The sequence below is a fragment of the Nonomuraea rosea genome, from assembly GCF_039539705.1.
Taxonomy (GTDB): domain Bacteria; phylum Actinomycetota; class Actinomycetes; order Streptosporangiales; family Streptosporangiaceae; genus Nonomuraea; species Nonomuraea rosea.
Genome location: NZ_BAABDQ010000009.1, coordinates 204,146 through 227,861, shown reverse-complemented (window position 1 = coordinate 227,861; position 23,716 = coordinate 204,146). Strand labels below are relative to the sequence as shown.

General features: G+C 71.6%; 18 protein-coding genes. 6 read left to right on the top strand and 12 right to left on the bottom strand.

The genetic code is table 11. The features are described from left to right. Positions 1 to 14 precede the first annotated feature (14 nt). The 6 genes from hypE to ABEA43_RS22900 form a co-directional block, all read right to left on the bottom strand. Complete coding sequence (gene hypE / locus ABEA43_RS22925; protein ID WP_345564679.1) at positions 15 to 1,064, bottom strand: hydrogenase expression/formation protein HypE; 1,050 nt, start codon at positions 1,062 to 1,064, stop codon at positions 15 to 17. Then, a complete protein-coding gene (gene hypD, locus ABEA43_RS22920) occupies positions 1,061 to 2,164 on the bottom strand; it encodes a hydrogenase formation protein HypD (RefSeq protein WP_345564678.1) in 1,104 nt (367 codons plus the stop codon). The genes hypE and hypD overlap by 4 nt, the downstream gene beginning before the upstream one ends. Beyond that, positions 2,148 to 2,381, bottom strand: a complete 234-nt coding sequence (locus tag ABEA43_RS22915; RefSeq protein ID WP_345564677.1) for a HypC/HybG/HupF family hydrogenase formation chaperone — start codon at positions 2,379 to 2,381, stop codon at positions 2,148 to 2,150. Before ABEA43_RS22915 ends, hypD begins: the two co-directional genes overlap by 17 nt. A 25-nt stretch (positions 2,382 to 2,406) precedes the next feature. Next, the gene (gene hypF / locus ABEA43_RS22910) at positions 2,407 to 4,668 is read right to left on the bottom strand and encodes a carbamoyltransferase HypF (RefSeq protein ID WP_345564676.1); all 2,262 of its coding nucleotides are present in this window, start codon (positions 4,666 to 4,668) and stop codon (positions 2,407 to 2,409) included. A gap of 24 nt (positions 4,669 to 4,692) precedes the next feature. Further along, a complete protein-coding gene (locus ABEA43_RS22905) occupies positions 4,693 to 5,538 on the bottom strand; it encodes a universal stress protein (protein ID WP_345564675.1) in 846 nt (281 codons plus the stop codon). Between the two features lie 143 nt (positions 5,539 to 5,681). Beyond that, positions 5,682 to 6,095 carry an Hsp20/alpha crystallin family protein gene (locus ABEA43_RS22900; RefSeq protein WP_103963491.1) on the bottom strand — a complete coding sequence of 138 codons (414 nt, stop codon included), beginning with the start codon at positions 6,093 to 6,095 and terminating at the stop codon, positions 5,682 to 5,684. A 219-nt stretch (positions 6,096 to 6,314) separates the two neighbouring features. On the opposite strand from ABEA43_RS22900, the gene ABEA43_RS22895 reads away from it, so the two are divergent. Next, positions 6,315 to 7,364 carry a zinc-dependent alcohol dehydrogenase family protein gene (locus ABEA43_RS22895; protein ID WP_345564674.1) on the top strand — a complete coding sequence of 350 codons (1,050 nt, stop codon included), beginning with the start codon at positions 6,315 to 6,317 and terminating at the stop codon, positions 7,362 to 7,364. An 82-nt stretch (positions 7,365 to 7,446) separates the two neighbouring features. Here ABEA43_RS22895 and ABEA43_RS22890 read toward each other — a convergent pair whose 3' ends face one another. After that, complete coding sequence (locus ABEA43_RS22890) at positions 7,447 to 8,262, bottom strand: universal stress protein (protein WP_345564673.1); 816 nt, start codon at positions 8,260 to 8,262, stop codon at positions 7,447 to 7,449. Between the two features lie 218 nt (positions 8,263 to 8,480). On the opposite strand from ABEA43_RS22890, the gene ABEA43_RS22885 reads away from it, so the two are divergent. Next, on the top strand, positions 8,481 to 9,383 hold the full coding sequence (locus ABEA43_RS22885; protein WP_345564672.1) for a GerMN domain-containing protein: 903 nt from the start codon (positions 8,481 to 8,483) through the stop codon (positions 9,381 to 9,383). An 83-nt stretch (positions 9,384 to 9,466) separates the two neighbouring features. Here ABEA43_RS22885 and ABEA43_RS22880 read toward each other — a convergent pair whose 3' ends face one another. Beyond that, on the bottom strand, positions 9,467 to 9,655 hold the full coding sequence (locus ABEA43_RS22880; RefSeq protein ID WP_345564671.1) for a hypothetical protein: 189 nt from the start codon (positions 9,653 to 9,655) through the stop codon (positions 9,467 to 9,469). 224 nt (positions 9,656 to 9,879) lie between these two features. Between ABEA43_RS22880 and ABEA43_RS22875 the strand changes: the two genes are divergently transcribed. Continuing rightward, on the top strand, positions 9,880 to 10,473 hold the full coding sequence (locus ABEA43_RS22875) for an Rv1733c family protein (protein ID WP_345564670.1): 594 nt from the start codon (positions 9,880 to 9,882) through the stop codon (positions 10,471 to 10,473). Positions 10,474 to 10,645: 172 nt separating this feature from the next. Here ABEA43_RS22875 and ABEA43_RS22870 read toward each other — a convergent pair whose 3' ends face one another. Next, complete coding sequence (locus tag ABEA43_RS22870; protein WP_345564669.1) at positions 10,646 to 11,389, bottom strand: 4'-phosphopantetheinyl transferase family protein; 744 nt, start codon at positions 11,387 to 11,389, stop codon at positions 10,646 to 10,648. Positions 11,390 to 11,645: 256 nt separating this feature from the next. Between ABEA43_RS22870 and ABEA43_RS22865 the strand changes: the two genes are divergently transcribed. After that, positions 11,646 to 12,641, top strand: a complete 996-nt coding sequence (locus tag ABEA43_RS22865; protein WP_345564668.1) for an NAD(P)H-dependent glycerol-3-phosphate dehydrogenase — start codon at positions 11,646 to 11,648, stop codon at positions 12,639 to 12,641. A 24-nt stretch (positions 12,642 to 12,665) separates the two neighbouring features. Here the strand turns inward: ABEA43_RS22865 and ABEA43_RS22860 are convergent, their stop codons facing one another. Further along, positions 12,666 to 13,184, bottom strand: coding sequence for a flavodoxin family protein (locus tag ABEA43_RS22860; protein WP_345564666.1), 519 nt, complete (start codon positions 13,182 to 13,184; stop codon positions 12,666 to 12,668). A 179-nt stretch (positions 13,185 to 13,363) separates the two neighbouring features. After that, complete coding sequence (locus tag ABEA43_RS22855) at positions 13,364 to 15,802, bottom strand: cation-translocating P-type ATPase (protein WP_345564665.1); 2,439 nt, start codon at positions 15,800 to 15,802, stop codon at positions 13,364 to 13,366. 131 nt (positions 15,803 to 15,933) lie between these two features. Here ABEA43_RS22855 and ABEA43_RS22850 point away from each other — a divergent pair, with 131 nt between their 5' ends. Both ABEA43_RS22850 and ABEA43_RS22845 read left to right on the top strand, forming a co-directional pair. Further along, a complete protein-coding gene (locus tag ABEA43_RS22850) occupies positions 15,934 to 16,647 on the top strand; it encodes a CBS domain-containing protein (protein WP_345564664.1) in 714 nt (237 codons plus the stop codon). A gap of 135 nt (positions 16,648 to 16,782) precedes the next feature. After that, positions 16,783 to 18,186 (top strand): DUF4389 domain-containing protein, encoded by a 1,404-nt coding sequence (locus tag ABEA43_RS22845; RefSeq protein ID WP_345564662.1) that lies wholly within the window; start codon positions 16,783 to 16,785, stop codon positions 18,184 to 18,186. A gap of 70 nt (positions 18,187 to 18,256) precedes the next feature. On the opposite strand, the gene ABEA43_RS22840 is transcribed toward ABEA43_RS22845, so the two are convergent. Next, the gene (locus tag ABEA43_RS22840; protein ID WP_345564661.1) at positions 18,257 to 23,716 is read right to left on the bottom strand and encodes an ATP-binding protein; all 5,460 of its coding nucleotides are present in this window, start codon (positions 23,714 to 23,716) and stop codon (positions 18,257 to 18,259) included.

Genomic DNA, 23,716 nt, shown 5'->3' with positions numbered 1-23,716 from the left:
ACCCGCGCGTGACCTCAGCAGATCCTCGGAAGCTGCTCACCCACCAGCATGTCGACGACCCGTGTGGAGCCGACCAGGGTTCGCATGACGACGCGACCCGGATGGTCCGGCACCACGGTGCCGATGCGCTTGGCCGCCGCGCCTTCCGGCAGGTCGCGCATCGCGGAGAGGACCGCGCCGGCGCTGTCCGGGGCCACGAACGCCACCAGGCAGCCCTCGTTGGCCACGTGCAGCGGGTCCAGGCCCAGCAGATCGCAGGCCGCGGCCACCTGGGCGGGCACGGGAACAGCGACCTCCTCCAGCTCCACACCCACCTCCGAGGCAGCGGCGAGCTCGTTGAGCGCACTGGCCAGGCCGCCCCTGGTGGGATCGCGCATGGCGTGCACGCCGTGGCGTCCCGCCGTGATCATCGCCGCGACCAGGCGGTGCAACGGCCGGCTGTCGGAGGCCAGCTCACTCTCGAAGCCGAGGCCCTCGCGGGTGCTGAGGATGGTGACGCCGTGCAGCCCGATCGGGCCGGACAGCAGCACCGCGTCGCCCGGCCGGCCGTTCGCGACGGCCGGGGCCGCGCCGGGCAGCCGGATGCCGATCCCGGTCGTGGTGAGGTAGAGGCCGTCCGCCGCGCCCCTGCCGACGACCTTGGTGTCACCGGTCACGATCCGGACATCGCAGCCGCGGGCCGCCTCGGCGACCGACATGGTGATCCGGCGCAGCTCGTCCAGCGGCAGGCCCTCCTCGACGATGTAGGCCAGGCTGAGCGCGACCGGCGTCGCCCCCATCATGGCCAGGTCGTTGACGGTGCCGTGGACGGCCAGCGAGCCGATGTCGCCGCCCGGGAAGAAGCGCGGCGTGACCACGAACCCGTCGGTGGACATCACGACCTCGGGCGCGCCGGTGACGACGATCGCGGCGTCCTCCGTGGCGGGGGCGCCCAGGCGCGGGGTGAGGTCGGCGAGCAACTCGGCCATGAGCTGCCCGCCGGAGCCATGGCCGAGCAGCACCCGTTCGTTCTCGGCGTGCGGCACCGGGCAGGTGGCGGCGATCGGATCGTAGGCCGTGCTCATGGCTGCTCCTGTCTCGTACGTCCGGCGTTGTGGAAGGCGGCGCAGGTGCCCTCGGCGGAGACCATCGGCGCGCCCAGAGGGCGGCGCGGCGTGCACAGGGTCCCGTAGGAGGAGCAGTCGAGCGGCGTGCGGATGCCGCGCAGGATCTCCCCCGCGATGCAGCCGGGATGCTCGGCCGTGCACACCCCGCGCACCTCGAAGCGTCCCGCGGCGTCGAAGGCCGCGAATTCCGGTGCGAGGACCAGCCCGCTGGCCGGGATCTCCCCGATTCCCCGCCACGTCTGGTCGCTCACCCGGAACACCCGGCGGAGGGCGTCCTGGGCGAAGGCGTTGCCCTCGCGGCGGACCGCCCGCGCGTACTGGTTCTCGACCTCGAAGCGCCCCTCCTCCAGCTGGCGTACGGCCATGAGGATGCCTTCCAGCAGGTCGAGCGGCTCGAACCCGGTGACGACGATCGGCACCCGGTAGCGTGCGGCGAGCGGCTCGTACTCGGTCCAGCCCATGACCGCGCAGACGTGCCCGGCCGCCAGGAACGCGTCCACGCCGCCGTCGGCGCCCGACGCCGAATCCATGATCGCGGCCATCGCCGGGGGCACCAGGACGTGACTGACCAGCACGCTGAAGTTGGCCAGTCCCTCCTGGGCGGCGCGCAGCACGGCCATCGCGTTGGCCGGCGCCGTGGTCTCGAACCCGACCGCGAAGAACACCACCTGCCGATCGCGGTTCGCCGCGGCCAGCCGCACGGCGTCGAGCGGCGAGTAGACGACGCGCACGTCCGCGCCCCGGGCCTTGGCCGACAGCAGGTCGCCGCCGGAGCCGGGGACGCGCAGCATGTCGCCGAACGAGGTGAAGATCACTTCTGGGTGGTCCGCGATGGCGAGGGCGCGGTCGATCGTCGCCAAGGGGGTCACGCAGACCGGGCAGCCGGGGCCGTGCACCATGCGTACCGGGATCAGCTCGTCGATGCCCTGCCTGACGATGGTGTGCGTCTGCCCGCCGCAGACCTCCATGATCGACCACCGCCGGGTCGCGGCACCGCGGATCCCGTCCACCAGCCGCCGGGCGAGCACCGGGTCCCGGTACTCATCGAGGTATCTCATCCAGCCCTCCCGGGATCGCGCGGAGCACCGCGAGCGTGCGCAGTGCCTCGTCCTCGTCCAGCAGCGAGATCGCGAACCCGACGTGCACGATCACGTAGTCGCCGGGCCGCGCCTCGGGCGTGTACGACAGGCACACCTCGCGTCGCAGCCCGTCGAAGTCGGCCATGCCCATCTCGCCGTCGCGGCCGACGATCCGGCCCGGCACTCCTAAGCACATGATGGCTCCACCTCGCTCTCCGTCTTCACGGTCCCTCCCGCCCAGCCCGGGACCAGCTCGACAGCAGCGCCGCGCCGATCGCCGCCTGCCCGTAGCTGATGCCACCGTCGTTGACCGGCACCCGCTCACCGATGTACGGCTCGAACCCGGCCGCCGCCAGCCGGGCGAGCACGTCGGTGGCGAGCAGCCGGTTCTGGAACACGCCGCCGGACAGGCACACCTGGGTGACGTCGTGCTCGGTGGCGGCCCGCTCGCACAGCAGCACGGTGACCGCCGCGATCGTGGCGTGGAAGGCGGCGGCGAGCCGGCCGGCCGGCTCTCCATCGGCCTTGGCCTCCAGCAGGTGCCGCAGCGTGACCACACCGTCGTACACCCACAGGCCGTCCTGCCGCTCCAGCCGCCAGGCCAGCGGCTCGGCACCGGGGAACGCGGACGCCGCCTGCTCCAGGCGCATCGCCGCCTCGCCCTCGAAGCCGTTGACGTCGCACAACCCGAGCAGGGCGGCCGCGGCGTCGAACAGCCGGCCCGCGCTGGAGGCGACGGGGCAGTTCACCCCTCGCGCGATCATGCGCCGGATGACGTCGCGGTCGGGCAGGCCGGCGGCGAGTCCCTCGGGGACGGGCCCACCGGTGGTCTCACCGCCGAACAGATAGCCGAGGGCCATGCGGGCCGGCCTGCGTACGGCCGCGCTCCCGCCGGGCATCGGAGCGTGCGAGAAGCGGCCGAGCCGCCGGTAGCCGGTGTAGCCGGCGAGCAGCAGCTCGCCGCCCCAGAAGGTGCCGTCGTCGCCCAGGCCGAGCCCGTCGTAGGCGACGCCGAGGAACGGCGGCCGCAGGGCGTGCTCGGCCGCCACCGCGGCGACGTGCGCGTGATGGTGCTGGACGGCGATGCGGCTGGGCCGCCGCCGGGCCAGCTGGCTCGACAGATAGCCGGGATGCAGGTCGTGCACAGTGTGGACGGGGTCGATGGCGTGGATGCGGCTCAGGCTCTCGAGCGCCGCCTCGTACGCTTCCAAGGTCTCGGCGTCGGACAGGTCGCCGATATGCGGCCCGAGGACCGCGCGCTCCCCATCCGCCAGCGTGAACGTGCTCTTGAGCTGGGCGCCGACGGCCAGCAGCGGCTCCGGCGCGCCGATCGGCAGCCGCAGCGGCACCGGCGCCAGGCCGCGGGCGCGGCGGATCACGGTCGAACGCGACCCGAACGAGCGGATCACGGAGTCGTCGTAGCGGGCCGCGATGGGCCGGTCATGGGTGAGCACGCCGTCCGTCTCCAGCCCGGACGGCGGCTCGACGCACATGGGGCTGCCGGCGTGGTTCGCGCTGGTGACCACCAGCGGCCCGCGGATCCCGTCCAGCAGCAGGTGGTGCAGCGGCGTGTAGGGCAGGAACAGCCCGACGTCCGCCAGCCCGCCGCACACCTCGGGAGCCAGCACCCCGAGCCGCCGCGGCGCCAGCACGATCGGCGCCGACGGTCCCCGCAGCAGGTCCCGGTCGGGCTCGGTGAGCACGGCCAGCGCATCCGCCGTCGTGACGTCCCTGACCATGACCGCCAGCGGTTTCTCCTCCCGCCCCTTGATCTCGCGCACCCGCGCCACGGCCGCACCGTCAAGCGCGCCGCAGACGAGCTGGAAGCCGCCGAGCCCCTTGACCGCGACCACGCCGCCTCCGGAGACGATCTCGATGGCGGCCCGCAACGCGGCGTCCCCCTCCACGCTCATGAAACGCAGCCGGGGGCCGCAGGAGCCGCACGCGACGGGTTCGGCGTGGAAGCGGCGGTCGGCGGGGTCGTGGTATTCGGCCGCGCACGCGGCACACATCTCGAACGCGCGCATCGTGGTGCGAACGCGGTCGTAGGGGAGGCTTTCCACGATGGTCGCCCGCGGCCCGCAGGCGGTGCAGTTGATGAACGGGTAGCGGTGGCGCCTGTTAGCCCGGTCGAACAGCTCGCGCCGGCACTCCGCGCAGGTCGCCAGGTCAGGCGGAATCTCCCGGGGCCGGCCCGGCACGGCTTCGCTCTCGATGATCGCGAAGCCGGGCGATCGCCCGTCCGGCCGGTCGGGGGTCACCACCAGATCGCGGATCTGTGCCGCGCCGGGCTGGTCCGCTCTCATGGTGGACAGGAACGCCTCCAGGCGCGCTTGGGGGCCCGTCGCGTTGATCACCACGTGCCCGCCGGCGTTCCGTACGTCTCCCCGGAGCCCCAGCCCGGTCGCCAGGCGATGGACGAAGGGCCGGAACCCCACGCCCTGTACGGCTCCGTACACCTCGATGTGCCAGGCCACGTCCATGAGCACCTCCTCCGGAAGCACGTCTCAGGTCCCGCGGACGACGGCGACCGTGCACTGCGCGTGGTGCAGGACGCCCCGGCTGACCGAGCCGAGTAGCGCCGAGCCCACGGTGCCGCGCCCGTGGGTGCCTACCACCAGCAGATCGGCGTGCCGGGAGGCCTGCGTGAGCGCCTCCACCGCCCGGCCGCACCGGATGTCCTCAATGACCGTGACCTGCGGGTATTCCGTCTGGAACGTCTCCAGCCGGTCCGCGACGGCCTGCCGTCGGAGGGTGCGGGCCTCGTCCATCTCATGGGGCAACTCGGTCGCGAACGCGCGCACCGGCGGCTGCCAGGTGTACAGTGCCCGCAGAGTGTTTCCGCGCAGGGCCGCCTGCTCGAAGGCGTAGGCCAGGGCGGGCCGGGATTCGGGCGAGTCGTCCACGCCCACCACGACCTCCCCGAACCTGGGCCGCGGGTCGCCGTGAACCACCACGACCGGACAGCCGGCCTGCCCCGCGACGTGTTCGCTCACCGAGCCGAGGAGCGCGCCGGCGAGCCCGCCGCGGCCACGGCTGCCGACGAGCAGTTCGGTGGCCGTTCTGCCCTGGTCACGCAGGACCATCGCGGGGGCGCCTTCCACCACCTGTGTCGTCACCTCGACGGTCGGCTGGCGCTCGTGCACCAGCGCCACCGCCTCCTGCAGCACCTTGTGACTCGCGCGCAGCAACGTGTCGGGCCGGGCGGGACCAGGGAACTTCGCGATCTGGTACGGCGCGCGGTCCACCGCATGGACGAGCAGCAGCGGCTGATGCATGCGAAGAGCGTCACCGGCGGCCCAGTCGACTGCGGCGCGTGCGGGCACGGAGCCATCGACACCTACAACGATCATGGTTCCTCCTCTGTCGTGACACCAGCGAACCGCGGCTGAGAACGGGTGTGCAGGGCCGTTGGTCCCGGCGATGAGGGCCCAAGGACCGCCTCCAGTGGGGAAGCCGGGCGCGAGCAGGGGGCCCGCCCGCGCCCGGCCAGGCGTCAGTGCTCGACAGTGATCCGCCGGCCTTCGGCCTTCTTGCCTTCGGTCAGCCCCACGCTGACCTCCAGGATGCCGTCCCGGTAGACGGCCTTGACGTCGTCGGTCTTGGCCGTGGCGGGCAGCGTCACCGTCCGGGTGAGCGCCCCGTAGGCGAACTCGGAACGGTGCGGGTCGGTGGTCTTCTTGGTCTTCTCGGCCCGGATGTGGAGCAGGCCACCGCTCACGGTGACTTCGACATCCTTGTCAGGGTCGATGCCGGGCAGCTCGGCGCGCAGCACGTACCGGCCGTCAGCGACGTAGTCCTCGACCCGGACGATCTGTCCGAAGGGCCGGAACCCGAACATGGGGCTCTCCATCCACTCGAACAGCTCCGGGAAGGGGAGCCTCATCTCCCTCCGCTCAGGCAGGCTCATCGCGACCTCCTTCCGTGGGTCCTTGGATCCCACACCTCCAGCACACATCGGCAACGGGTCCGCCCCCAGAGGACGAAGTCCCTTCAGATCAGGACCTTCGGCGCCCGCCCGGTTCCACGTGGCGGGCACGTCCGTTCGCGCCAGGACGGGCGAGGGACCTTCGCCCCTACCCCTCCCCAGCTCGCGGCGAGAGCGTGGAAGAAAGACGAGGAGGCCATCATGAAGGCGCTGATCTATCACGGGGCTGGCCGGCGTGCCTGGGAAGAGACTCCGGATCCGCAGCTCACCAAGCCGACGGACGCGATCGTGCGCGTGGACGCCGTCACGATCTGCGGCACCGACCTGCACATACTCAAGGGCGACGTGCCCGCGGTCGAGCCGGGGAGAATCCTCGGTCACGAAGCCGTCGGCACGGTCACGGCGACCGGGAGCGCGGTCACGACCGTGCGGCCGGGGGAACGGGTGCTGGTCTCCTGCATCACGGCGTGCGGCCGCTGCCGTTACTGCCGCACCGGCACCTACGGGCAATGCCTGGGCGGCGGCGGCTGGATCCTCGGCCATCGCATCGACGGCACTCAGGCCGAATACGTTCGCGTCCCGTTCGCCGACACCTCCACCCACCGGCTGCCCGACGCTGTCACCAGCGAGGCGGCGCTCATGCTCGCCGACATCCTGCCCACCTCCTACGAGGTCGGCGTGCTCAACGGCCGGGTCCGGCCCGGCGACACCGTCGTCGTGGTCGGCGCGGGGCCGATCGGCCTGGCAGCCATCATGACCACGCAGCTCTTCACGCCGAGCCACATCATCGCCGTGGACCCGGCCGCGTCGCGACTGGAGGCCGCCAAAGGACTCGGCGCGGATCTCCTCATCGGAGCCGGGGACGACCCCGCGTCCGCTGTCGCGGAGCTGACCGGCGGCCTGGGCGCCGACGTGGCCATCGAAGCGGTCGGCATCCCCGAGACGTTCGAGCTCTGCACCCGCCTGGTGCGCCCCGGAGGCCACGTCGCCAACGTCGGCGTCCACGGCGCCCCGGCCACGCTGCACCTCGAAGACCTGTGGATCCGCAATCTCACCATCACCACCGGTCTCGTCGACACCCACTCCACCCCGGCCCTGCTCGACATGATCGCCGCCGGCCGGCTCGACCCGACCACCTTCATCACCCACCGCTACGACCTGCACGACATGGACGCCGCATACCAGACGTTCTCCGACCCGGCGGCCACCGGAGCGCTGAAGGTCGTCCTGTCCCGCCACGCAGAGGACTGACGCGGCAGGACCTCAGCTTGAGCCGAAGGGCGTGTCCTCAGATCGTCTGAGGACACGCCCTGAACGAGGCGGAAGCCGGTGCTCAGTGGGGCCGCACCACCGCGACCGGGCAGGCCACGTGGTGCATGACTCCGTGGCTGACGGAGCCGAGCACGGAGGAGGCCAGGCCGCCCAGCCCGCGCGATCCCACCACGACCAGGTCCGCGCTCTCCCCTGCCCTGGCCAGAACATGCACCGGATGCCCGGTGACGGCCTCATGGGTGATCTCGACGCCGGGATTCTTCTCCCGCCACTGAGCCACGCTCTCGGCCACCGCCCGTGTGTCCGCCTGATAGGCGTCCACCAGCAGGCTGTTGTAGGCGGCCATGTACGGCGAGAAGACGGGGGTCTGCCAGGCGAAGACCACGTGCAACGGAACGGCCCGCGCCCTGGCCTGCTCGATGGCGTACTCCATGGCGGCCTCGGAATGCTCTGAGCGGTCGTAGCCGAGCACCACCCGGCCGTGCGGCTTGACGGAAGGAGCGTGTACGACCACGACCGGCCCCTCGGCATGTCCGGCGACGGCCATGCTGACCGAGCCGACCACCATCTCGGCGAACCCGCCGAGCCCCCGGGTCCCGAGGACCAGGCTGTCGGCGGACGCGGACTCGGTGATCAGGGTTTTGATCACGTTGCCGGGAAGTACCTCTGTGCTCACCTCGACCCCGTCTGCCAGCTCGCGTGCTCGTTCACCTGCGGCGGCCAGTGCTCGCGCGCAGTGCTCGGCCTGCGGGCACTGCTCGCACACGTGCACGATCCGCAGCCCGGCGCCTCGGCGCCGCGCGTCGGCCGCGGCCCATTCCACTGCTGCCATTGCCGGAGCGGATCCATCCACACCCACGACGATGCGTCGGTTCATCGCAACCTCCACTGACTCGGTCTGTCATGTTCAGCGTCGTCCGCAGGGGATCGCGGCACCCGGGGACGAGGTCCCTCATACGGGTGCCTTTGGTCCTCTTCGCCGTGGTCTGGGGCGGATGGGCAGCGTCTTAATCCCGGCGGAAGGGGACTTTCGCCGGTGTCACCCACCGGCCGCGAGAGTCACACTGGGGATCAGGAGCACTCACGGGGAAAGAGATGATCGCCATGCTCCCGATCCGCCCCCTCATCGCCACCGCGATGGTGGCCACCTCCACCGGCCTGCTGGCCATACCAGCGCAGGCCGCCACGCCGCAGTTCGCCGCCCCGCCCACGCTGGTCGGCATCCGGGCCACGCACCACTACGGCCTGGATCGGCTGGTCTTCGAGTTCCGCGGCCGCGTGCCCGCCCAGCGCGACGTGCGCTACGTATCCCAGCTGATCGCCGACGGCTCCGGCCGGCAGGTGAACGCCGTGGGCGACGCGCTGCTGCAGATCCGCTTCGGCCGGGCCGACGGCCACGACCGTCACGGCAGCGTCACCTACGGGCCGGCCCGCAGGACCTACGCGCTGCCCGGCGTCATCCAGGTCGTCAGCACCGGCGACTTCGAGTCGACGCTGACCTTCGGCGCAGGGCTGGCGAAGACCGTGCCCTACCGGGTCTACACGCTCACCCGGCCGAGCCGCGTCGTCGTCGACCTCGTCACGCGCTACCGGACGGTGCCGGCCCGCGACTACTTCCTCAACACCGCCGCCTACAACACCGGGCGCAGGCCGTACACCACGGCCGTGCAGCGGCCGGTGATCCCGCCCGCCACCGCCTACGGCGCACTGCAGCGCCTGTTCGCCGGCCCGACGCAGACCGAGAAGGCGCAGGGGCTGCGCTTCGTCAGCTCCAAGGCCACAGGCTTCAGCAAGCTCACCGTCAAGCACGGCATCGCCAGGGTCTACCTGACCGGCCGTGTCACCGGCGGCGGCTCCGCGTTCACGATCGCCGACGAGATCAGGCCGACGCTCAAGCAGTTCCCCTCGATCAAGTGGGTGAAGATCTACGACGCCGCGGGGACGACCCAGCAGCCGACCGGTCACTCCGATTCCATCCCGCAATCGCTCGAACCGTAAGGGACGCGCACAATGGCCGACGGCCGCCCGCGTTCGGTGAACGCGGGCGGCCGTCGCAACGATCCCCAAGCCTGTGAGAGTGATCAGGCGGCGTGCAGTTCGAGCATGAAGGCCGCGGCCAGGGCCGGCGCACAGGGCCAGGAAGCTGCGCAGGAGACGCAAGCATGTGCGGAATCGACGTGGTGCGCGTCCAGCGCTCCGGCGGCTCTGGTGAAGTACGTCTCGCTCAGCGGGTCGGTCGCAATGTGGGTCGTACCCAGGAGAACAGCCATTTCGATCACCCTTACTCGCTCAGGATTTCGTCGTGCCCCCACCTTCTCCCCGGCCGCGCTCGCCCGCTGGAGGCGAACGACTCAGAGTGGTGGTGACCTAAGTCACATGAACGGCCGGACCCGCGGGGCCGCGCACACCCCGGACGAAGGTCCCATCCCGCTGAGCCGTACGACTCTGTCCCGGCCTCGCCGACGTCCCGCACAGTGATCCGAGGAGGTGTCCGATGATGCGGTCGATCAACCCGATGATGCTGTTCGCACGGCTGCACCGCCTGGACGGCAACCCGCTGCGCCGCCGGTCCGACCGGCTGGAGTCCGCTGTCTTCCTTGCGGCCTTGGTCCTGATACTGGTCAGCCTCTGGCCCGCCGTGCTCGCCTACGAGAGCGTGCTCCAGGATGAGCCCGTCAGCCCGGATGCCCGCCATCAGGTCCTGGCGACGCTGCTGGAGGATGCCCCAACGATGCGGGTGTCCTTCACCGAGGTCCCCGCCGGGCCATCGGAGGCGGCGGTGCGCTGGACGACCGCCTCGGTCCAGGAGCAGACCGCCCGGGTGCCCGTGCCCGCACTCGCCAAGTCGGGCTCGGCGGTCCCGGTATGGCTCGACGCGGCCGGAAAGCCCGCCCCCCGGCCCAGCGACAAGGCGGACCTCCAGATGAGAGGGGTGGGGACGGGGATGCTGCTCGTGCTCGCGACCGCCTTGCTGGCCTTGGGCTCGCTCGCGGGTTTCCGGCGCTGGCTGGATCGGGCCCGCTACCGGCAGTGGGGCGACGACTGGGCCCGCACCGAGGAGAAATGGCGCCACCCACGCCGGCCTTAGCCACCCTCTCGAAGTTTCACCGCCCCTCAGAACGCTCCGCACCGTGCTCCTTGGCCGCCACGAGAGGATCAGGAAGACGGGCACGACGACCACGGAATAGCCGGCTCCGACGGCGCCCGATCGGCCTCAGGTGCCGCGGGCAGTTCCGCGTCCTGGGTCACCGCACGCGGATTCATGCAAGAGGACGCGCCAGCCAGGTGTGCGACGGAGCAGCGGAGGCGAGTGCGGGCGGGTCCTCCATGCAGGAGGGCGCCGGGATCGGCGCATCGGCCGCCGTGGTGAGCACGAATTCGCCGAACCGCCGCCACCACCCGTACAGCAGCCTGCCCTCCGCCGCACGCACCGTGAACCGGCTCCAGCCTCCCGAGGGCAGGCCGCACCCGAGTGAGACCTCGACGGAGCGGGTGTCCCTGCGCAGTCCCGTGCGCAACACCTTGAGCGCGCTCTCCTTTGCCGACCACAGCAGGTTGGCGAGCAGCGGGTCAGCCCCGATGACCTTCTGCTCCCCAGAGGTGAAGTAGTCGGCGACGAAGCGTGCGGTGCGTGGCTCGACCAGTTCGAGGTCGCAACCGACGGCGCCGGGCGTCAGGCCGACCAGGCATACCGCCCACCCGGCCCGATCGGTCAGCGACATCCCCACGGGCAGTGGCCGTCCGCTCAGGTATGCCTCGGGTGCGCCGCTCGGGTGGTGACGCACCTCCAGCTCGTACGGCGCCGCCGGGTAGAGCAGCCGCAGGGCCTCCTTGGCCGTCCATCGGGCGACCAGGTATTCGGTGCGCCGCTTGGCGAAGCGCAGGCCGGCCGCCCGCTTCGCCTCCTCCGGGGCCAGCCAGTCGTTCCCGAGGGGAAGATGCCGCTCACCACGCGCCAGCCACTTCATGACGTGACCGTCCCGTGCCTCTTCTCCGCTCGCCATGACACTCCTTCTGAAGTCGCCGATCCTCGGGCGGAAGCGGCGGGGGACATCCGGCAACCTAGGCCGGAACGTCACACCGGGGCAGGTGCGAAGGACCCATGCCGCTGGGACTTTCGTCCCGGATCGAACGGGCGAAAGAACGAACACCCGGACGGACTCGCCATGTGATGATCGACCGCGGTGAAAGGGGCGTTCCGGCTCCGACGGCGGGACCTTCGGCCCTGTGCCGCTCGTGAGCGGCGGCTGGGATGGATGCATGAGAATCTCCATCCTCGGCGCCGGCTCGTGGGGCACCACGGTGGCCGCCCTCGTGTGCAAACGGCACGACACGCTGCTTTGGACGCGCGACCCCGGCATTGTCGAAGAGATCAACGACAAGCATCACAACCAGGTCTATCTGCCCGGCTTCGCCCTGCCGGAGGCGCTCACCGCCACCCACGACATGGAGGCGGCGGTCTCAAGGGCGCAGCTGCTGATCATCGGCGTTCCCTCGCACGTCTTCAGGGGCGTACTCGGCCGCACGGCCGACCACGTCCCGCCCTGGATCCCGGTCGTCAGCCTGGCCAAGGGGCTGGAGCACGGGACCCATCTGCGCATGACCCAGATCATCGAGCAGGTCCTGCCCGGTCACCCCGCAGCCGCTCTGACCGGGCCCAACCTGGCCAGGGAGATCCTCGCGGGCAAGGCCGCGGCTGCGGTCATCGCCACCGAGAACCCGTCCGTGGCCGGCATGCTGCAGACGATCCTCCAGCGCGGTCTGTTACGGGTCTACACCAACGACGACGTGACCGGTTGCGAGCTGGGCGGCGCGCTGAAGAACGTCGTGGCGATCGCGGCCGGAATGGCGGAAGGGCTCGGCGTGGGAGACAACACCCGGGCTGCGGTGATCACCAGAGGTCTGGCCGAGCTCACCCAGCTAGGGGCGGCCATGGGAGGGAAGGCGGCCACGTTCGCCGGCCTGACCGGCCTCGGCGACCTCCTCGCCACCTGCCTGAGCCCGCACAGCCGCAACCGGCACGTCGGCGAGCAGCTGGGCAAGGGTCGCGTGCTCGGCGACGTGCTCGCTGAGATGGTCATGGTGGCGGAAGGCGTCAGCACCACACCGGTGGCCGTGCAGCTCGGTGACCGGCACGGGCTGGAGCTGCCGATCTGCCGGATCATCAACCAGGTCCTGACAGGCGAGACCACCGCCAGGGACGCCTATGCGGACCTGCGTCACACGCCCGCCGGCACCGAGTCGGGCCCCTGGTGAGCCTGCGCGACATGCGCCCCCGGGTCAGGATGCCGTGGCCGGGAACGAGGCGGCGAGCCGCTCGCCCCACCGCTTGGCCCGGTCCAGCTCGCCGTCGACGAGCGGTCCTTTCGTACCGGTGACGTAGAAGCTCGCGGCCGGCGCGACCGCCCTGATCCCGAGGCGGCGCAGCCTCCTGGCCACACCGCGCGCGGCCGAGCCGGGCATGCGTGGTTTGGCGATGCGGGTGTCGAAGGCGGCCGAGCCGAGCGCCGCCGAGGAGGTGCGCAACGCGCCGAGCCATTCGCGTACGCCGTCGCCCCGCGAGACCAGCGGCCCTGTGGCCTGCTGAGCGGCGGACTGCCGGGTGGATGCCCGGCTCATCGAGAAGGCGTGGGTGGGACCGCCGACGACGAGCAACCCGACCTCCTCTCCCACGAGGCCGGGCGCGGACCCGACCTCCGCCACCATGGTACGCATCCGCGTCGCCAGCCCATCGGCCACCGCCTCGGCGATCTGCCGGGTGTTGCCGTACATCGATTCGTAGACCACTAAGGCTTCCATGTCAGACCTCTCTCCAGCTTCGTACGAGCGGGACGGGTGCCAGGGGGAACGCGAGATTCAGGCCGTCATGGCCGAGCACGATGTGGTCCACGTCCGTGTGGCCTCCCTTCCTCGTCCCAGCCTCCGCCCCGGCGTGCCCGGTCCCCAGGGCCGAGCGGCCTGCCCTGGCGGGACGTTCGTCACTTCCGGCCTCGCACGGCCTTGTGCGCCGTGTCGGCCAGGATCATGACGGGGATCGCCAGCGCGGCCAGCAACCATCCGGCCGGCGAGGGGAAGGAGCCGCCGAGCACGCCGGCGACGGACGGCAGGCCGAGGAAGAGCAGCAGCATGAGGGCCTCGAAGAGGAGCGCGCCCAGCAGCAGCGGGTTGGCGCGCCAGCGCAGTTTGCCGATCCAGCGGGACTCACTGCGGCAGGCGAAGGCGTTGGCGAACTGACCGAGCACCACGGCGGCGAAGGCGGTGCCGGACGCGACGGCGAGCAGGACAGGGTCCGGAGCCGTTCCGAAGTGCCAGCCGCCCAGCCAGAGAATCGCTACGAAGGCCGCCATTTCGGCCACTGCCTGAGCCGGGCCGAGCACGCCGAAGACGCGGATGAGGAGGCGGCGGTCGATGAGGTTGCCGGTGCGGGCGGGGCCGTGCATGGTGCGCGGGTTGGCCGGTTCGGCGCCAAGCGCAAGGGCCGGCAGCAGGTCGGTGCCGATGTCCAGGGCCAGCACCTGCAGCACGCTCAGCGCGAGGGGGATGGTGCCGCCGGACAACGCCCAGACCGCGAACGGGGTGAGCTCGGCGACGTTGTCGGTGAGATGGTAGGTGAGGAAGCGGCGCACGTTGGCGTAGGTGGCACGGCCCAGCTCTATCGCGGTGACGATGGTGGCGAAGTGGTCGTCGAGCAGCACCAGGTCGGCGGCCTCGCGGGCGACGTCCGTACCGGAGGCGCCCATGGCGATGCCGATGTCGGCCTCCCGCAGCGCGGGCCCGTCGTTGACTCCGTCACCGGTCATCGCCACCACATGGCCACGCCCACGCAAGGCACGGGCGATGCGCAACTTGTCCTCAGGCGTCACACGGGCGATCACCACGCCGTCGCGATCGAGCAGTTCACCCAGCGCCGCGTCGTCGGCGGGCAGGTCGGCGCCGGTGACGACCAGCTCATCCGGGCCCAGCAGGCCGACCTCGGCGGCGATGGCGCGTGCGGTGCCCGGGTGATCGCCGGTGACCATGGCCAGCTTGATCCCGGCGAGTCGGCATTTCGAGATGGCCTCGGCCACGTCGTCGCGGGGCGGATCGTGCAGCCCGACGAGGCCGAGGAGCTCGAGGTCGCGTTCCTCCTCCGTGCGGCCTCTGGCGACGGCCAGCACCCGCAGCCCGCGACGGCTCATCCGGTCCAGGACCTCATCCACGCCGGGTACGGGACCGCAGAGCGGGATCACGGCGTCCGGCCCGCCCTTCAGGTGCAGGTGGCCGTCGGCCACGACGGAGGCGCGGCGCCGTAGCGGGTCGAAGGGGAATCTCGCGGAGATCGCTCCGGTCAGGTCGGCGCCCAGCCGTAGCGCCTCCACGTGTAAGGCGACCTCCATCGGGTCGCCCACGGGCTTGCCGTCGCTCATCCGGCCCGTGGAGCTGAGCACGGCCGAGCGCAGCACGTCGGCCGCCGGAGGCCCGGGCGTCCACACGTCGGCGACGGTCATCTCGTTGCGGGTGAGCGTGCCTGTCTTGTCGGTGCAGATGAAGGTGGCCGAGCCCAGCGTCTCCACCGCCTCCAGGTGGCGTACGAGGGCATTACGGGCCGCCATGCGTTGCGCGGCCCGTGCCAGCGAGAGGGTGACCGTGGGCAGCAGCCCTTCAGGAACCAGGGCCACCGTGACGCCGATGGCGAACAGGAAACCCTGTCCCGGCTCCATGCCCAGCAGCAGCGCCAGCCCGAAGAACACCGCCCCGACCGCCATCGCGATGCCCGCGACGATCCTGACCACCTTGCTGAGCTGGACGGCCAGCGGGCTGGGCGGCCGGCTCGCCTCTCTGGTGAGCTTGGCGATCGCGGCCAGCCTGGTGTGCTGCCCGGTGGCCACCACGACCGCCTCGGCCTGGCCTTCGACCACGAACGTGCCCGCGTGCGCGCGGTCTCCGGTCTGAGGCCGGACGGGACGGCTCTCCCCCGTCAACATCGACTCGTTGACGGCCAGCGCGTGCACCTCCACCAGCTCCAGGTCCGCCGAAACGCGATCGCCCGCCTCCAGCAGCGCCACGTCGCCGGCCACGAGATCGGTGGCGCTGATCAGGCGGCGTTTGCCGTCCCTGCGCACCACCGCGTTGGCCGGGATCAGCTCGCCCAGCCGTTGCGTCGCCTTGTCGGCGCGATACTCCTGGGCGAAGGCGAAGCCACCGTTCAGCAGCACGACGATGCCGATGGCCACGGCGAGTTGCGGCATCCCGGCCAGCAGCGCCAGCACGGAGGCTCCCCAGAGCAGCAGGGCGAAGAAGTGCACCATCTGGCGCAACAGCAGCAGCACCGGCGGGACGCGGCGGGCGGCAGGCAGCCTGTTCGGCCCGTCGGCCGCGAGGCGCGTCGCGGCCTCGGCAGCGGTCAGTCCCGACCTGGTCGGCGACATGGTGGTCATGCCTGCCACTCTCATTCTCCGGCGGCCCGGCAAGCAGAGCCCTTGGGCCTTGAGTCCTGGGCCGTCCGGCCCTACGCAGCTCGCCACCTCAAGCGATGCCATGGAAGGGAGAACCGGAAGGAGTGTCCAGGATGCGGACCACAGTGAAGGATGTCATGACCACACGGGTGACGACCGTGCGGGAGCACGCGCCGTTCAGGGACATCGCCGAAGTGCTGGTGACGAACGGCATCAGCGCCGCACCGGTCGTGGACGGCGATGACCGCGTGATCGGCGTGGTGTCCGAGGGCGACCTGATGCGCAAGGAGGAGTTCCGCGAGCAGTACAGCGGCGAGAGCTATCGGCCCTCGCGGCGTTCCCAACTCCGGCGGTGGATAACCGGGCAGCACGAGGCAGGAGAAAGGAAGGCGGCGGAGAACACGGCCGCCGGCCTGATGGACGCGCCCGCGGTGACGGTCTCACCGTTCGCTTCGATCAGCAGGGCCGCTCGCCTCATGGACGAGCACGGCGTCAAGCGGCTGATCGTCGTCGACGACCAAGGCCGGCCGTCGGGCATCGTCAGCCGGCGCGATCTGCTGAAGATGTACTTGCGCGACGACGACGAGACCAGGCGCCGCGTGGTGGAGGGCATCCCCTCTCATGCCCGCTGGGACGATCGCGACGGGATCATCGTCGAGGTCCACGATGGCATCGTCACACTGTCCGGCCAGGCCGGCCGGCGTAGCGAGGCGAAGACCGCCGTGCAGACGGCCCAGAGAGTCGAAGGGGTCGTGGACGTTCACGAGGCGCTGAGCTGGCGTGAAGACGACGTCGTGACCCTGCCCGTCACCTGGGATCGTCCCTGAACGGGGCCGGCCCGGCGGCGGAGCGAGCACGGGCGCGCGACGTCGCGCGCCCGTGGCTGAATCACGGTCCTGCGGCACCTACCTTGGGGACTTTCGGCCGCAGACGTCCTGGTACAGCGGTGTTGTGCTGAAGATATGAGTGCTTATCCCGTACGCGTCGAGGCCCGGCTCGAGGAGCCGCTGAACCGAGGCCTGTGGATCGTCAAGTGGTTCCTGGCGATCCCCCACTACATCGTGCTCGGCTTCCTGTGGATCGCCTTCGGCGTCCTCACCGTCATCGCGTTCTTCGCGATCCTGTTCACCGGCCGCTACCCGCGCCCGCTGTTCGACTTCAACCTCGGCGTGCTGCGCTGGACCTGGCGGGTGGCCTACTACAGCTACGGCGCCCTGGGCACCGACCGCTACCCGCCGTTCACCCTCGGCCCCGCGCCCGGCTACCCGGCCACGCTGGACATCGACTATCCCGAACGGCTCTCGCGCGGCCTCGTCCTGGTCAAGTGGTGGCTGCTCGCCATCCCGCACTTCCTCGTCGTGGGCCTGTTCACCAGCGGCAGCGCGATCTCCTGGGGCGGCGACCTGCCTGACGGCGGCGGCGTCCTCTACACGCTGGACTGGGGCGGCCTCATCGGCCTGCTGGTCCTCATCGCCGCCGTCTGCCTGCTGTTCACCGGACGCTACCCGCACGGCGTCTTCGACCTCGTGATCGGCATGAACCGGTGGGCGCTCAGGGTGGCCGCGTACGCGACCCTCATGACCGACGTCTACCCGCCGTTCAAGCTGGAGCAGGGCGGCCACGAGATCCCGCGGCTCGACGAGCCGCACGACCACCTCCGCACTCCCCCGGTACGGCACGGCGCCGCCTCGATCGTGGCCCTCACCGCAGGCGCCCTGCTCGCCTTCGCCGGGATCGCCACCGCGGTCACCGGAGCCGGGGCGGCCCTGCTCGGCCAGGCCCGCGACGCCGGCGGATTCATCAGCACCAGCACCGAGAGGGTGTCCACCACCACCTACGCCCTGACGACAGAGCAGATCACGATCACCGGCCAGAGCGTTCCGTTCCTGCAGCAGAGCGTCGGCCGGATCCGCGTCGAGACCGCCGGTAGCCGTACACCCGTCTTCGTCGGCATCGCCCGCCAGGATGAGGCCGCCGTCTACCTCCGCGGCGTCGCCCACGACCAGGTCACCCACGTCGCCCTGCAACCGGGCGGCGATATCGGTTACGAGCGGCACCCCGGCACGGCCCCGGCCGCGCCCCCGTCAGCCCGAACCTTCTGGGCGGCCACCGGCACCGGGACCTTGACCTGGGACATCCAGCCCGGTGACTGGACCGTCGTCATCATGAACACCGACGCCACGCCCGATGTGACGGCCGACCTCACGCTGGCCGCCACGCTGCCCTGGCTGGGCGGGCTCACCACAGGGCTCTTCGTCGCCACGGCGTTCCTGCTGCTCTCCGGGACCACGCTCATCCTGGTCGGCGTCCGCCTGGCCGCCACCAGCCCGTCGCCGGCCGCCGTGCACACCACGCCGACGGCCTGACCCGGCCATGATCGCGGCAGGCCGCGGGCAGGCGCGGCCTGCCGTTCGGCACGGGCGTGCATGGTGCTCCTCAACCCGTGCCGGCCAGTCCGCGCTGCAGCGCGTCGATCACGTACGGCCGCAGCCCGGCCGCCGGGATGACCCGATCGACCGAGCCGACGTCCAGCGCCCGCTGGATGGAGTGCACCCGGTCGAACTCGGCCGCCACCTCGCGCAGCTTCTCCGCCCGCACCTCTTGGGTGATCTCGACGAGCCGTGACAGGGGGCCCGACTCCCTGGCGGCCGTCACACGGGGATCGCGCTCCGTGCGCGCACCGACCTCACGGACGAACACCACGGCCGCGGCGGGCGCCCCGCCGATGACCGACGCGTACGAACCCTCCACGGCGGCGATCTCCAGTCGGGGGTTGAGCCGCTTGGAGAAGACCACGAACGCGCCCCCGTGATACCTCGAGATCACCACGAAGACCATCGGCCCTGCGAAGTTGGTGACCGCTCGTCCGATCTCGGCCCCGTACTCAAGCTGCCAGCGCCGCATCGACTCGGGCGAGCCGTCGAACCCCGACAGGTTGGCCAGGACCACGATGGGCCGGTTCCCGCTGGCCGCGTTGATGGCGCGGGCCACCTTCCGCGACGACTGCGGGAACAGGGTGCCGGCGGTCCAGGCCGGCGGCCCGTCCGCGGGTACGAACCCGTGCCTGGGCTGCGGCGCGGACTCCAACCCGATTACGCAGACGGGGAAGCCGCCGATGTGGGCGTCCCAGACGACGGCCGTCTCGGCGTCGCGCCAGCGCGCCCATCGCTCCAGAGGTTCGGCGTCCGTGTCGCACACGGCCCGCATCACCGAGCGGATGTCGAACGGCTTCTTGCGCTCGGCGTTGTGCTCGGCGGAGAAGATCTCCCCGACCGTGTGGAAGTCGGGGCCGGGGTGGGACGCGTCCCGCACGTCCCTGTCAGGCGGATCGGACGTGGGCCGGGTGCGCGGATGGCGCTCCCCGGGGACGACGTAGGCGTGCTCGTAGTGGCGCATCAGGATGCGGCCCGCCTCGGCGAGGTTCGCCGCGCCGTACTGGGCCTGCCCGTTCGGGCCCATGATGCGTTCATAGCCGCCGATGCCGGTGTTGTCGTCGGCGGACACGCCGCCGGAGAAGTCGAGCGCCTGCTTGCCCGTCAGCACCATCGCGCTGCCGGCGACCATGACCAGGATGCCCCGGGTGTGCAGAAGCATGGTCGACTCGGCGTTCCAGTACGGCTGCGCGCCCACGTTCACGCCGGTCACCACGACGTTGACCTCGCCGCCGCGCTGGGTGAACTCGATGAGGCGGCGCAGGACGGCGGCGATCCAGTCCATGTTCTCGGTGCCGCTGTCCATCGCGATCCGCGCACCGGACGACAGCGCGAACCACTCGACCGGTACGCGCATCCGCTCCGCCAGGTCGAGCGCGGCGATGATCCGGCGGCATTCGGGCTCGGCCAGCGCTCCGAGGCTGCGGGTCGGGTCGCCGAGGATGGCGACCCTGGCCATGCCCTCGGGCACCTTGGCGGTGCGGTTGGCGATCACGCCGACGACGAGATTGGCGGTGTTGCGTCCCTCGGTCCTGGTGACCGGCCGCAGCGTGCCGTCCTCGGCGAGGTCGTGCTCGGTGAACGTGCCGGGCGGGAAGTCGCCGGGCGCGTGCTCGGCCGGGGCGAGCATCCTGACGATCTGGTACGGGTAGGGCGCGCCGAAGCGCCGGGCACGCAGCACCTTGCGCCCGTACTCGGTCAGCGGCCTGATGGGCGATCGGCCGTAAGGCGCCTGGCGCACGGTGACGTGATCCTCGTCGAGCCCTTCGACGTGCAGGACGGCGGGTGCCGGCGCACCTCCCGGCACGGGGATGCGGACCTGGAGCAGCAGTTTGTCCAGGCTCGCGCCGGCCGCCAGCGGCACGAACGGCCTGGCGAGCCGGAGCCAGTCCTCCCTGGGCACGTCGAACGGCGGGCGGACGCACAGGATGATGCGGTTGGGCTGCGGCCGCCGCTCCGGCGGCGCGGCCGCGAGATGCTCGCGCAGGGCGCACAGCGCCTGCAGTCCGAGGCGTTCGAGCTGGGGCAGGGACACGACGTGGCCGTCCCGGTCGCGGACGGGCGTCAGGTCCCGTACCTCGCCGATGGCGAACAGGCGCACGTCGGCCGGGTTGTCCTTGGCGACGCCGCGGAAGAGGTAGACGTCCTCGGCGGAACGCAGGCGTTCGAGCGTGAAGTTCGACAGCCGCCACAGCTCGGCCCGCTCGGCGATCATCGGGTGCAGGTTGCGGTAGAGCGGCTCCTCCTCGAAGCCCGCGGTGGTGTGCAGGTAGGCGAAGTGCTGGGTGCGATGATGTTCCGGGCCGTCTCCCCGCTCGCTGGTGACGGTCACGAACAGCCGTTCCAGCCAGCGGCCGAAATTCACGCCTGTGAGCAGGCCCGCGACCTCGGCCTGCGTGGTGTCGGCCGCGGTCCGTTTCCCCGGCCGCCAGGTGATCAGCTCGGCGATCACCTGCCTTGTGGGCGCGACGTCCGCCAGGTGCCGGGCGATCCCCGCGCACGCCGCGCGGACGTCGTCCAGTGACGTGTAGGCCACGACCAGGTGGTACGGCACGCCGTCGTGCTCGAACCCGGCCGTGCCGAGCGCGCCGTCCCAGCCGACGTGCTCGATCGGGCGCGTGCGGTAGAACCGCCGGATGTAGACCTCGGCGGCGACGCGTCTCGTCGCGGTTCCTGAGCTCTGCCAGCGGGCCAGCAGCGGCCCGCGCATCGGCTGCGGGCACCACACGAGCCGGTCGATGAGGTCGTCACGGTCCTGGCGATCGGGGTCCGCCGCGAGGGCGTCCAGGTGCCCTTCCATCTCCGCGTACACGGCGGCCACCGCGCGCTCGTGCTGGGGCTCGTCGAAGTAGCGGAAGAGCACGTCCCTGGCCAGATCGGCGACGACCGGGTGGCGCACCTGGGCGGCGCCGGCCAGCCGGGCCATCAGCTCCCTGCCGGGCGGTGCCAGGTCACGGTGGCGCAGCCGCCGCTCCAGGACGGCGGCCACGGCCGGGACGAGCTCGTGGGCGCGGCGGAAGGCGCGGAACATCCACACCACGGCCTCTTCGAGCTGGGGCGTCCGGTCCAGTCCCGCGACGCCGTACCGGGCCAGGACGCGCTCAAGCCGGGTGCGGAACCCGGGGGTGAGCCCTGCCCGATCGGGGTCGAGCCACTGCAGGTAGGACAGGAGGTACTCCTGCGCACTCGCGGCCTCGGGCTCTTCCGGCTCAGGCTGGGGCCGGTACAGAGCGCTGACGTCGGCGAACAGTTCGAGGAACGCCTCTTCGCAAGCCGGTAGCCCCGGGTCGCCGCCCGGCTCCGTGCGCTGCTGCCGAGGGATCTCGCGCGGGTCGAGGTCGAAGCCGAGCAGGCAGCCGGAGAGCGCGGCGTACACCTCCCGGTATCCGGTGGGCGTCGTGTCCTGACGGCACAGGGCGTCGAAGGACACGAACGTCCCCGGACCCGCGGCCCGCTGCTCCGTCTCGCGGATGCGCAGCAGCGGCTGGCCCGTCACGACCTGCGTGTTGACGGCCGCCTCGACCGAGGCCACCTCGCCCGCGTAGGGGGCGGTCAGCGTGGATTCCAGCTTCATGCTCTCCAGTACGACCAGAGGGTCCCCTTCGGCGACCTGGTCCCCCGGCGTGACCAGGACGGACACCACGAAAGCGGGGTGGGCGGCGCGGACGATGCCGCCGTCGTCCCGGTGCACGCGGTGCGCGGCCCACTCGCCGTCGCGTTCCACCTCCACCTGGTAGGCCGGGCCCTGCTGGGAGATCTGGGTCCGGTAGGCCGAGCCGCCGCACGCAAGACGCCGTTCGAAGGCGCCGAGCCGCCGCACGCCCACGTCCACCGGTCCGCCGCCGGTCTCGACCCGGTATTCCTCCGGGCCCGTGCGCAGAACGCGCAACTCGTATCGCCGGCCGCGGTAGCGGAGCCTGGCCCGCCGGCCGATCTCTTCGGACACCTCGGGGCGGCCACGGCCCGCGGCCTCGTGGAAGGCCGCGCGCTCCGCTTCGTGGTCGGCGTCGTACGCCTCGATCGCCGCTTGCAGCACGGCGATCGGATCGGCCGCCGGCAGGTGTCCCGCGCCTGCCGTCAGCCGGTCGAGCCACCGGTTGTCGGCGGTGCCGCGCCGCATCTCCTCCAGTGCCAGCAGCGACAGCAGGAAGGCGCGGTTGGTCGTCCCACCCTCGATGACCACGCGGGTAGCGGCCAGCGCGCGGCGCAACCTGGCCAGTGCCTCGTTGCGATCCGCTCCCCAGGCCACGATCTTGGCGATCATCGAGTCGAACTCGGGGGCGACGGTGTCCCCTTCGGCCACTCCGGCGTCCACCCGGATGCCGGGCCCGCCGGCCGGCCGCCACACGGCGACCCGGCCAGGCGCGGGCACGAACCCGTGCTCGGGGTCCTCCGCGCACAGCCTGGCCTCCATGGCGCACCCGCGGGCGGGTGGTGGCCCGCCGATCAGGTGGCCGCCTCTGGCCACATGGAGCTGCAGCTTGACCAGGTCGGTTCCGGTGGTCTCCTCGGTGACCGGGTGCTCGACCTGCAGGCGGGTGTTGACCTCCATGAACAGGTAGGCGCCGGTGTCCGGGTCGACCAGGAACTCGACCGTTCCCGCGTTCTGGTATCCGGCCTCGCCGGCCAGGCGGACCGCAGCGTCCAGGAGGGCGTGCTCCGTCTGCGGGGTCAGGGCGGTGGAACCGGACTCCTCGATGACCTTCTGGTTACGCCGCTGCACGCTGCAGTCACGCACGCCCACGGCCCAGGTGGCACCGTACGCGTCGGAGATGATCTGCACTTCGACGTGCCGGGCGCGCTCGACGAGCCGCTCGATGAAGACGGCCGGGTCGCCGAACGCGGCCTGCGCCTCGACGCGGGCGGCGGCCAGCGCCGAGGCCAGCTCCTCCGGCGCGTGCACGACTCTGATGCCGCGTCCGCCGCCCCCCATGGCCGCCTTGACGACCACGGGGTAGCCGAGCAGGTCCGCGTGCTGGGCGGCGGCCGCAGGATCGGCCACGGGAGCGCCGCTCCAGGGCACGACCGGCACGCCCGCCTTCTCCGCCAGAACTTTGGCCGCGATCTTGTCGCCGAGCAGGCGGATCGTGGTGCTGTGCGGGCCGATGAACGTGATGCCGGCCTCCTCGCACAGCTGGGCGAACGAGGCGTGCTCCGCCAGGAACCCCCAGCCGACCCAGACGGCGTCCGCATGCGCCGCCGTCACGGCGCGCATGACGCGCTCCTCGTCGAGGTAGGCGGATCTGCGGTGGCCGTTCTGCGGATCGAGGCAGGTGGCGGCGCCGAGGGAGACGGCCTCGTCGGCCATCCGGGTGTACCAGGCGTCGGAGTCCAGGTCGGTGTACAGGACGATCGTGGTCATCCGGGGTGTGGCGCCGTCGCGGTTGAGCTCCGCGACGGCGTCGAGCACCCGGATCGCCGGCTCGCCTCTGTTGACGATCGCGAGCCTGCTGATGCCAGGCAT

Bases quoted from the DNA above. Each gene is read 5' to 3' on its own strand.
- hypE (WP_345564679.1), bottom strand. From the start codon at position 1,064: ATGAGCACGGCCTACGATCCGATCGCCGCCACCTGCCCGGTGCCGCAC.
- hypD (WP_345564678.1), bottom strand. From the start codon at position 2,164: ATGAGATACCTCGATGAGTACCGGGACCCGGTGCTCGCCCGGCGGCTG.
- ABEA43_RS22915 (WP_345564677.1), bottom strand. From the start codon at position 2,381: ATGTGCTTAGGAGTGCCGGGCCGGATCGTCGGCCGCGACGGCGAGATG.
- hypF (WP_345564676.1), bottom strand. From the start codon at position 4,668: ATGGACGTGGCCTGGCACATCGAGGTGTACGGAGCCGTACAGGGCGTG.
- ABEA43_RS22905 (WP_345564675.1), bottom strand. From the start codon at position 5,538: ATGATCGTTGTAGGTGTCGATGGCTCCGTGCCCGCACGCGCCGCAGTC.
- ABEA43_RS22900 (WP_103963491.1), bottom strand. From the start codon at position 6,095: ATGAGCCTGCCTGAGCGGAGGGAGATGAGGCTCCCCTTCCCGGAGCTG.
- ABEA43_RS22895 (WP_345564674.1), top strand. From the start codon at position 6,315: ATGAAGGCGCTGATCTATCACGGGGCTGGCCGGCGTGCCTGGGAAGAG.
- ABEA43_RS22890 (WP_345564673.1), bottom strand. From the start codon at position 8,262: ATGAACCGACGCATCGTCGTGGGTGTGGATGGATCCGCTCCGGCAATG.
- ABEA43_RS22885 (WP_345564672.1), top strand. From the start codon at position 8,481: ATGATCGCCATGCTCCCGATCCGCCCCCTCATCGCCACCGCGATGGTG.
- ABEA43_RS22880 (WP_345564671.1), bottom strand. From the start codon at position 9,655: ATGGCTGTTCTCCTGGGTACGACCCACATTGCGACCGACCCGCTGAGC.
- ABEA43_RS22875 (WP_345564670.1), top strand. From the start codon at position 9,880: ATGATGCGGTCGATCAACCCGATGATGCTGTTCGCACGGCTGCACCGC.
- ABEA43_RS22870 (WP_345564669.1), bottom strand. From the start codon at position 11,389: ATGGCGAGCGGAGAAGAGGCACGGGACGGTCACGTCATGAAGTGGCTG.
- ABEA43_RS22865 (WP_345564668.1), top strand. From the start codon at position 11,646: ATGAGAATCTCCATCCTCGGCGCCGGCTCGTGGGGCACCACGGTGGCC.
- ABEA43_RS22860 (WP_345564666.1), bottom strand. From the start codon at position 13,184: ATGGAAGCCTTAGTGGTCTACGAATCGATGTACGGCAACACCCGGCAG.
- ABEA43_RS22855 (WP_345564665.1), bottom strand. From the start codon at position 15,802: ATGACCACCATGTCGCCGACCAGGTCGGGACTGACCGCTGCCGAGGCC.
- ABEA43_RS22850 (WP_345564664.1), top strand. From the start codon at position 15,934: ATGCGGACCACAGTGAAGGATGTCATGACCACACGGGTGACGACCGTG.
- ABEA43_RS22845 (WP_345564662.1), top strand. From the start codon at position 16,783: ATGAGTGCTTATCCCGTACGCGTCGAGGCCCGGCTCGAGGAGCCGCTG.
- ABEA43_RS22840 (WP_345564661.1), bottom strand. From the start codon at position 23,716: ATGCCTGGCATCAGCAGGCTCGCGATCGTCAACAGAGGCGAGCCGGCG.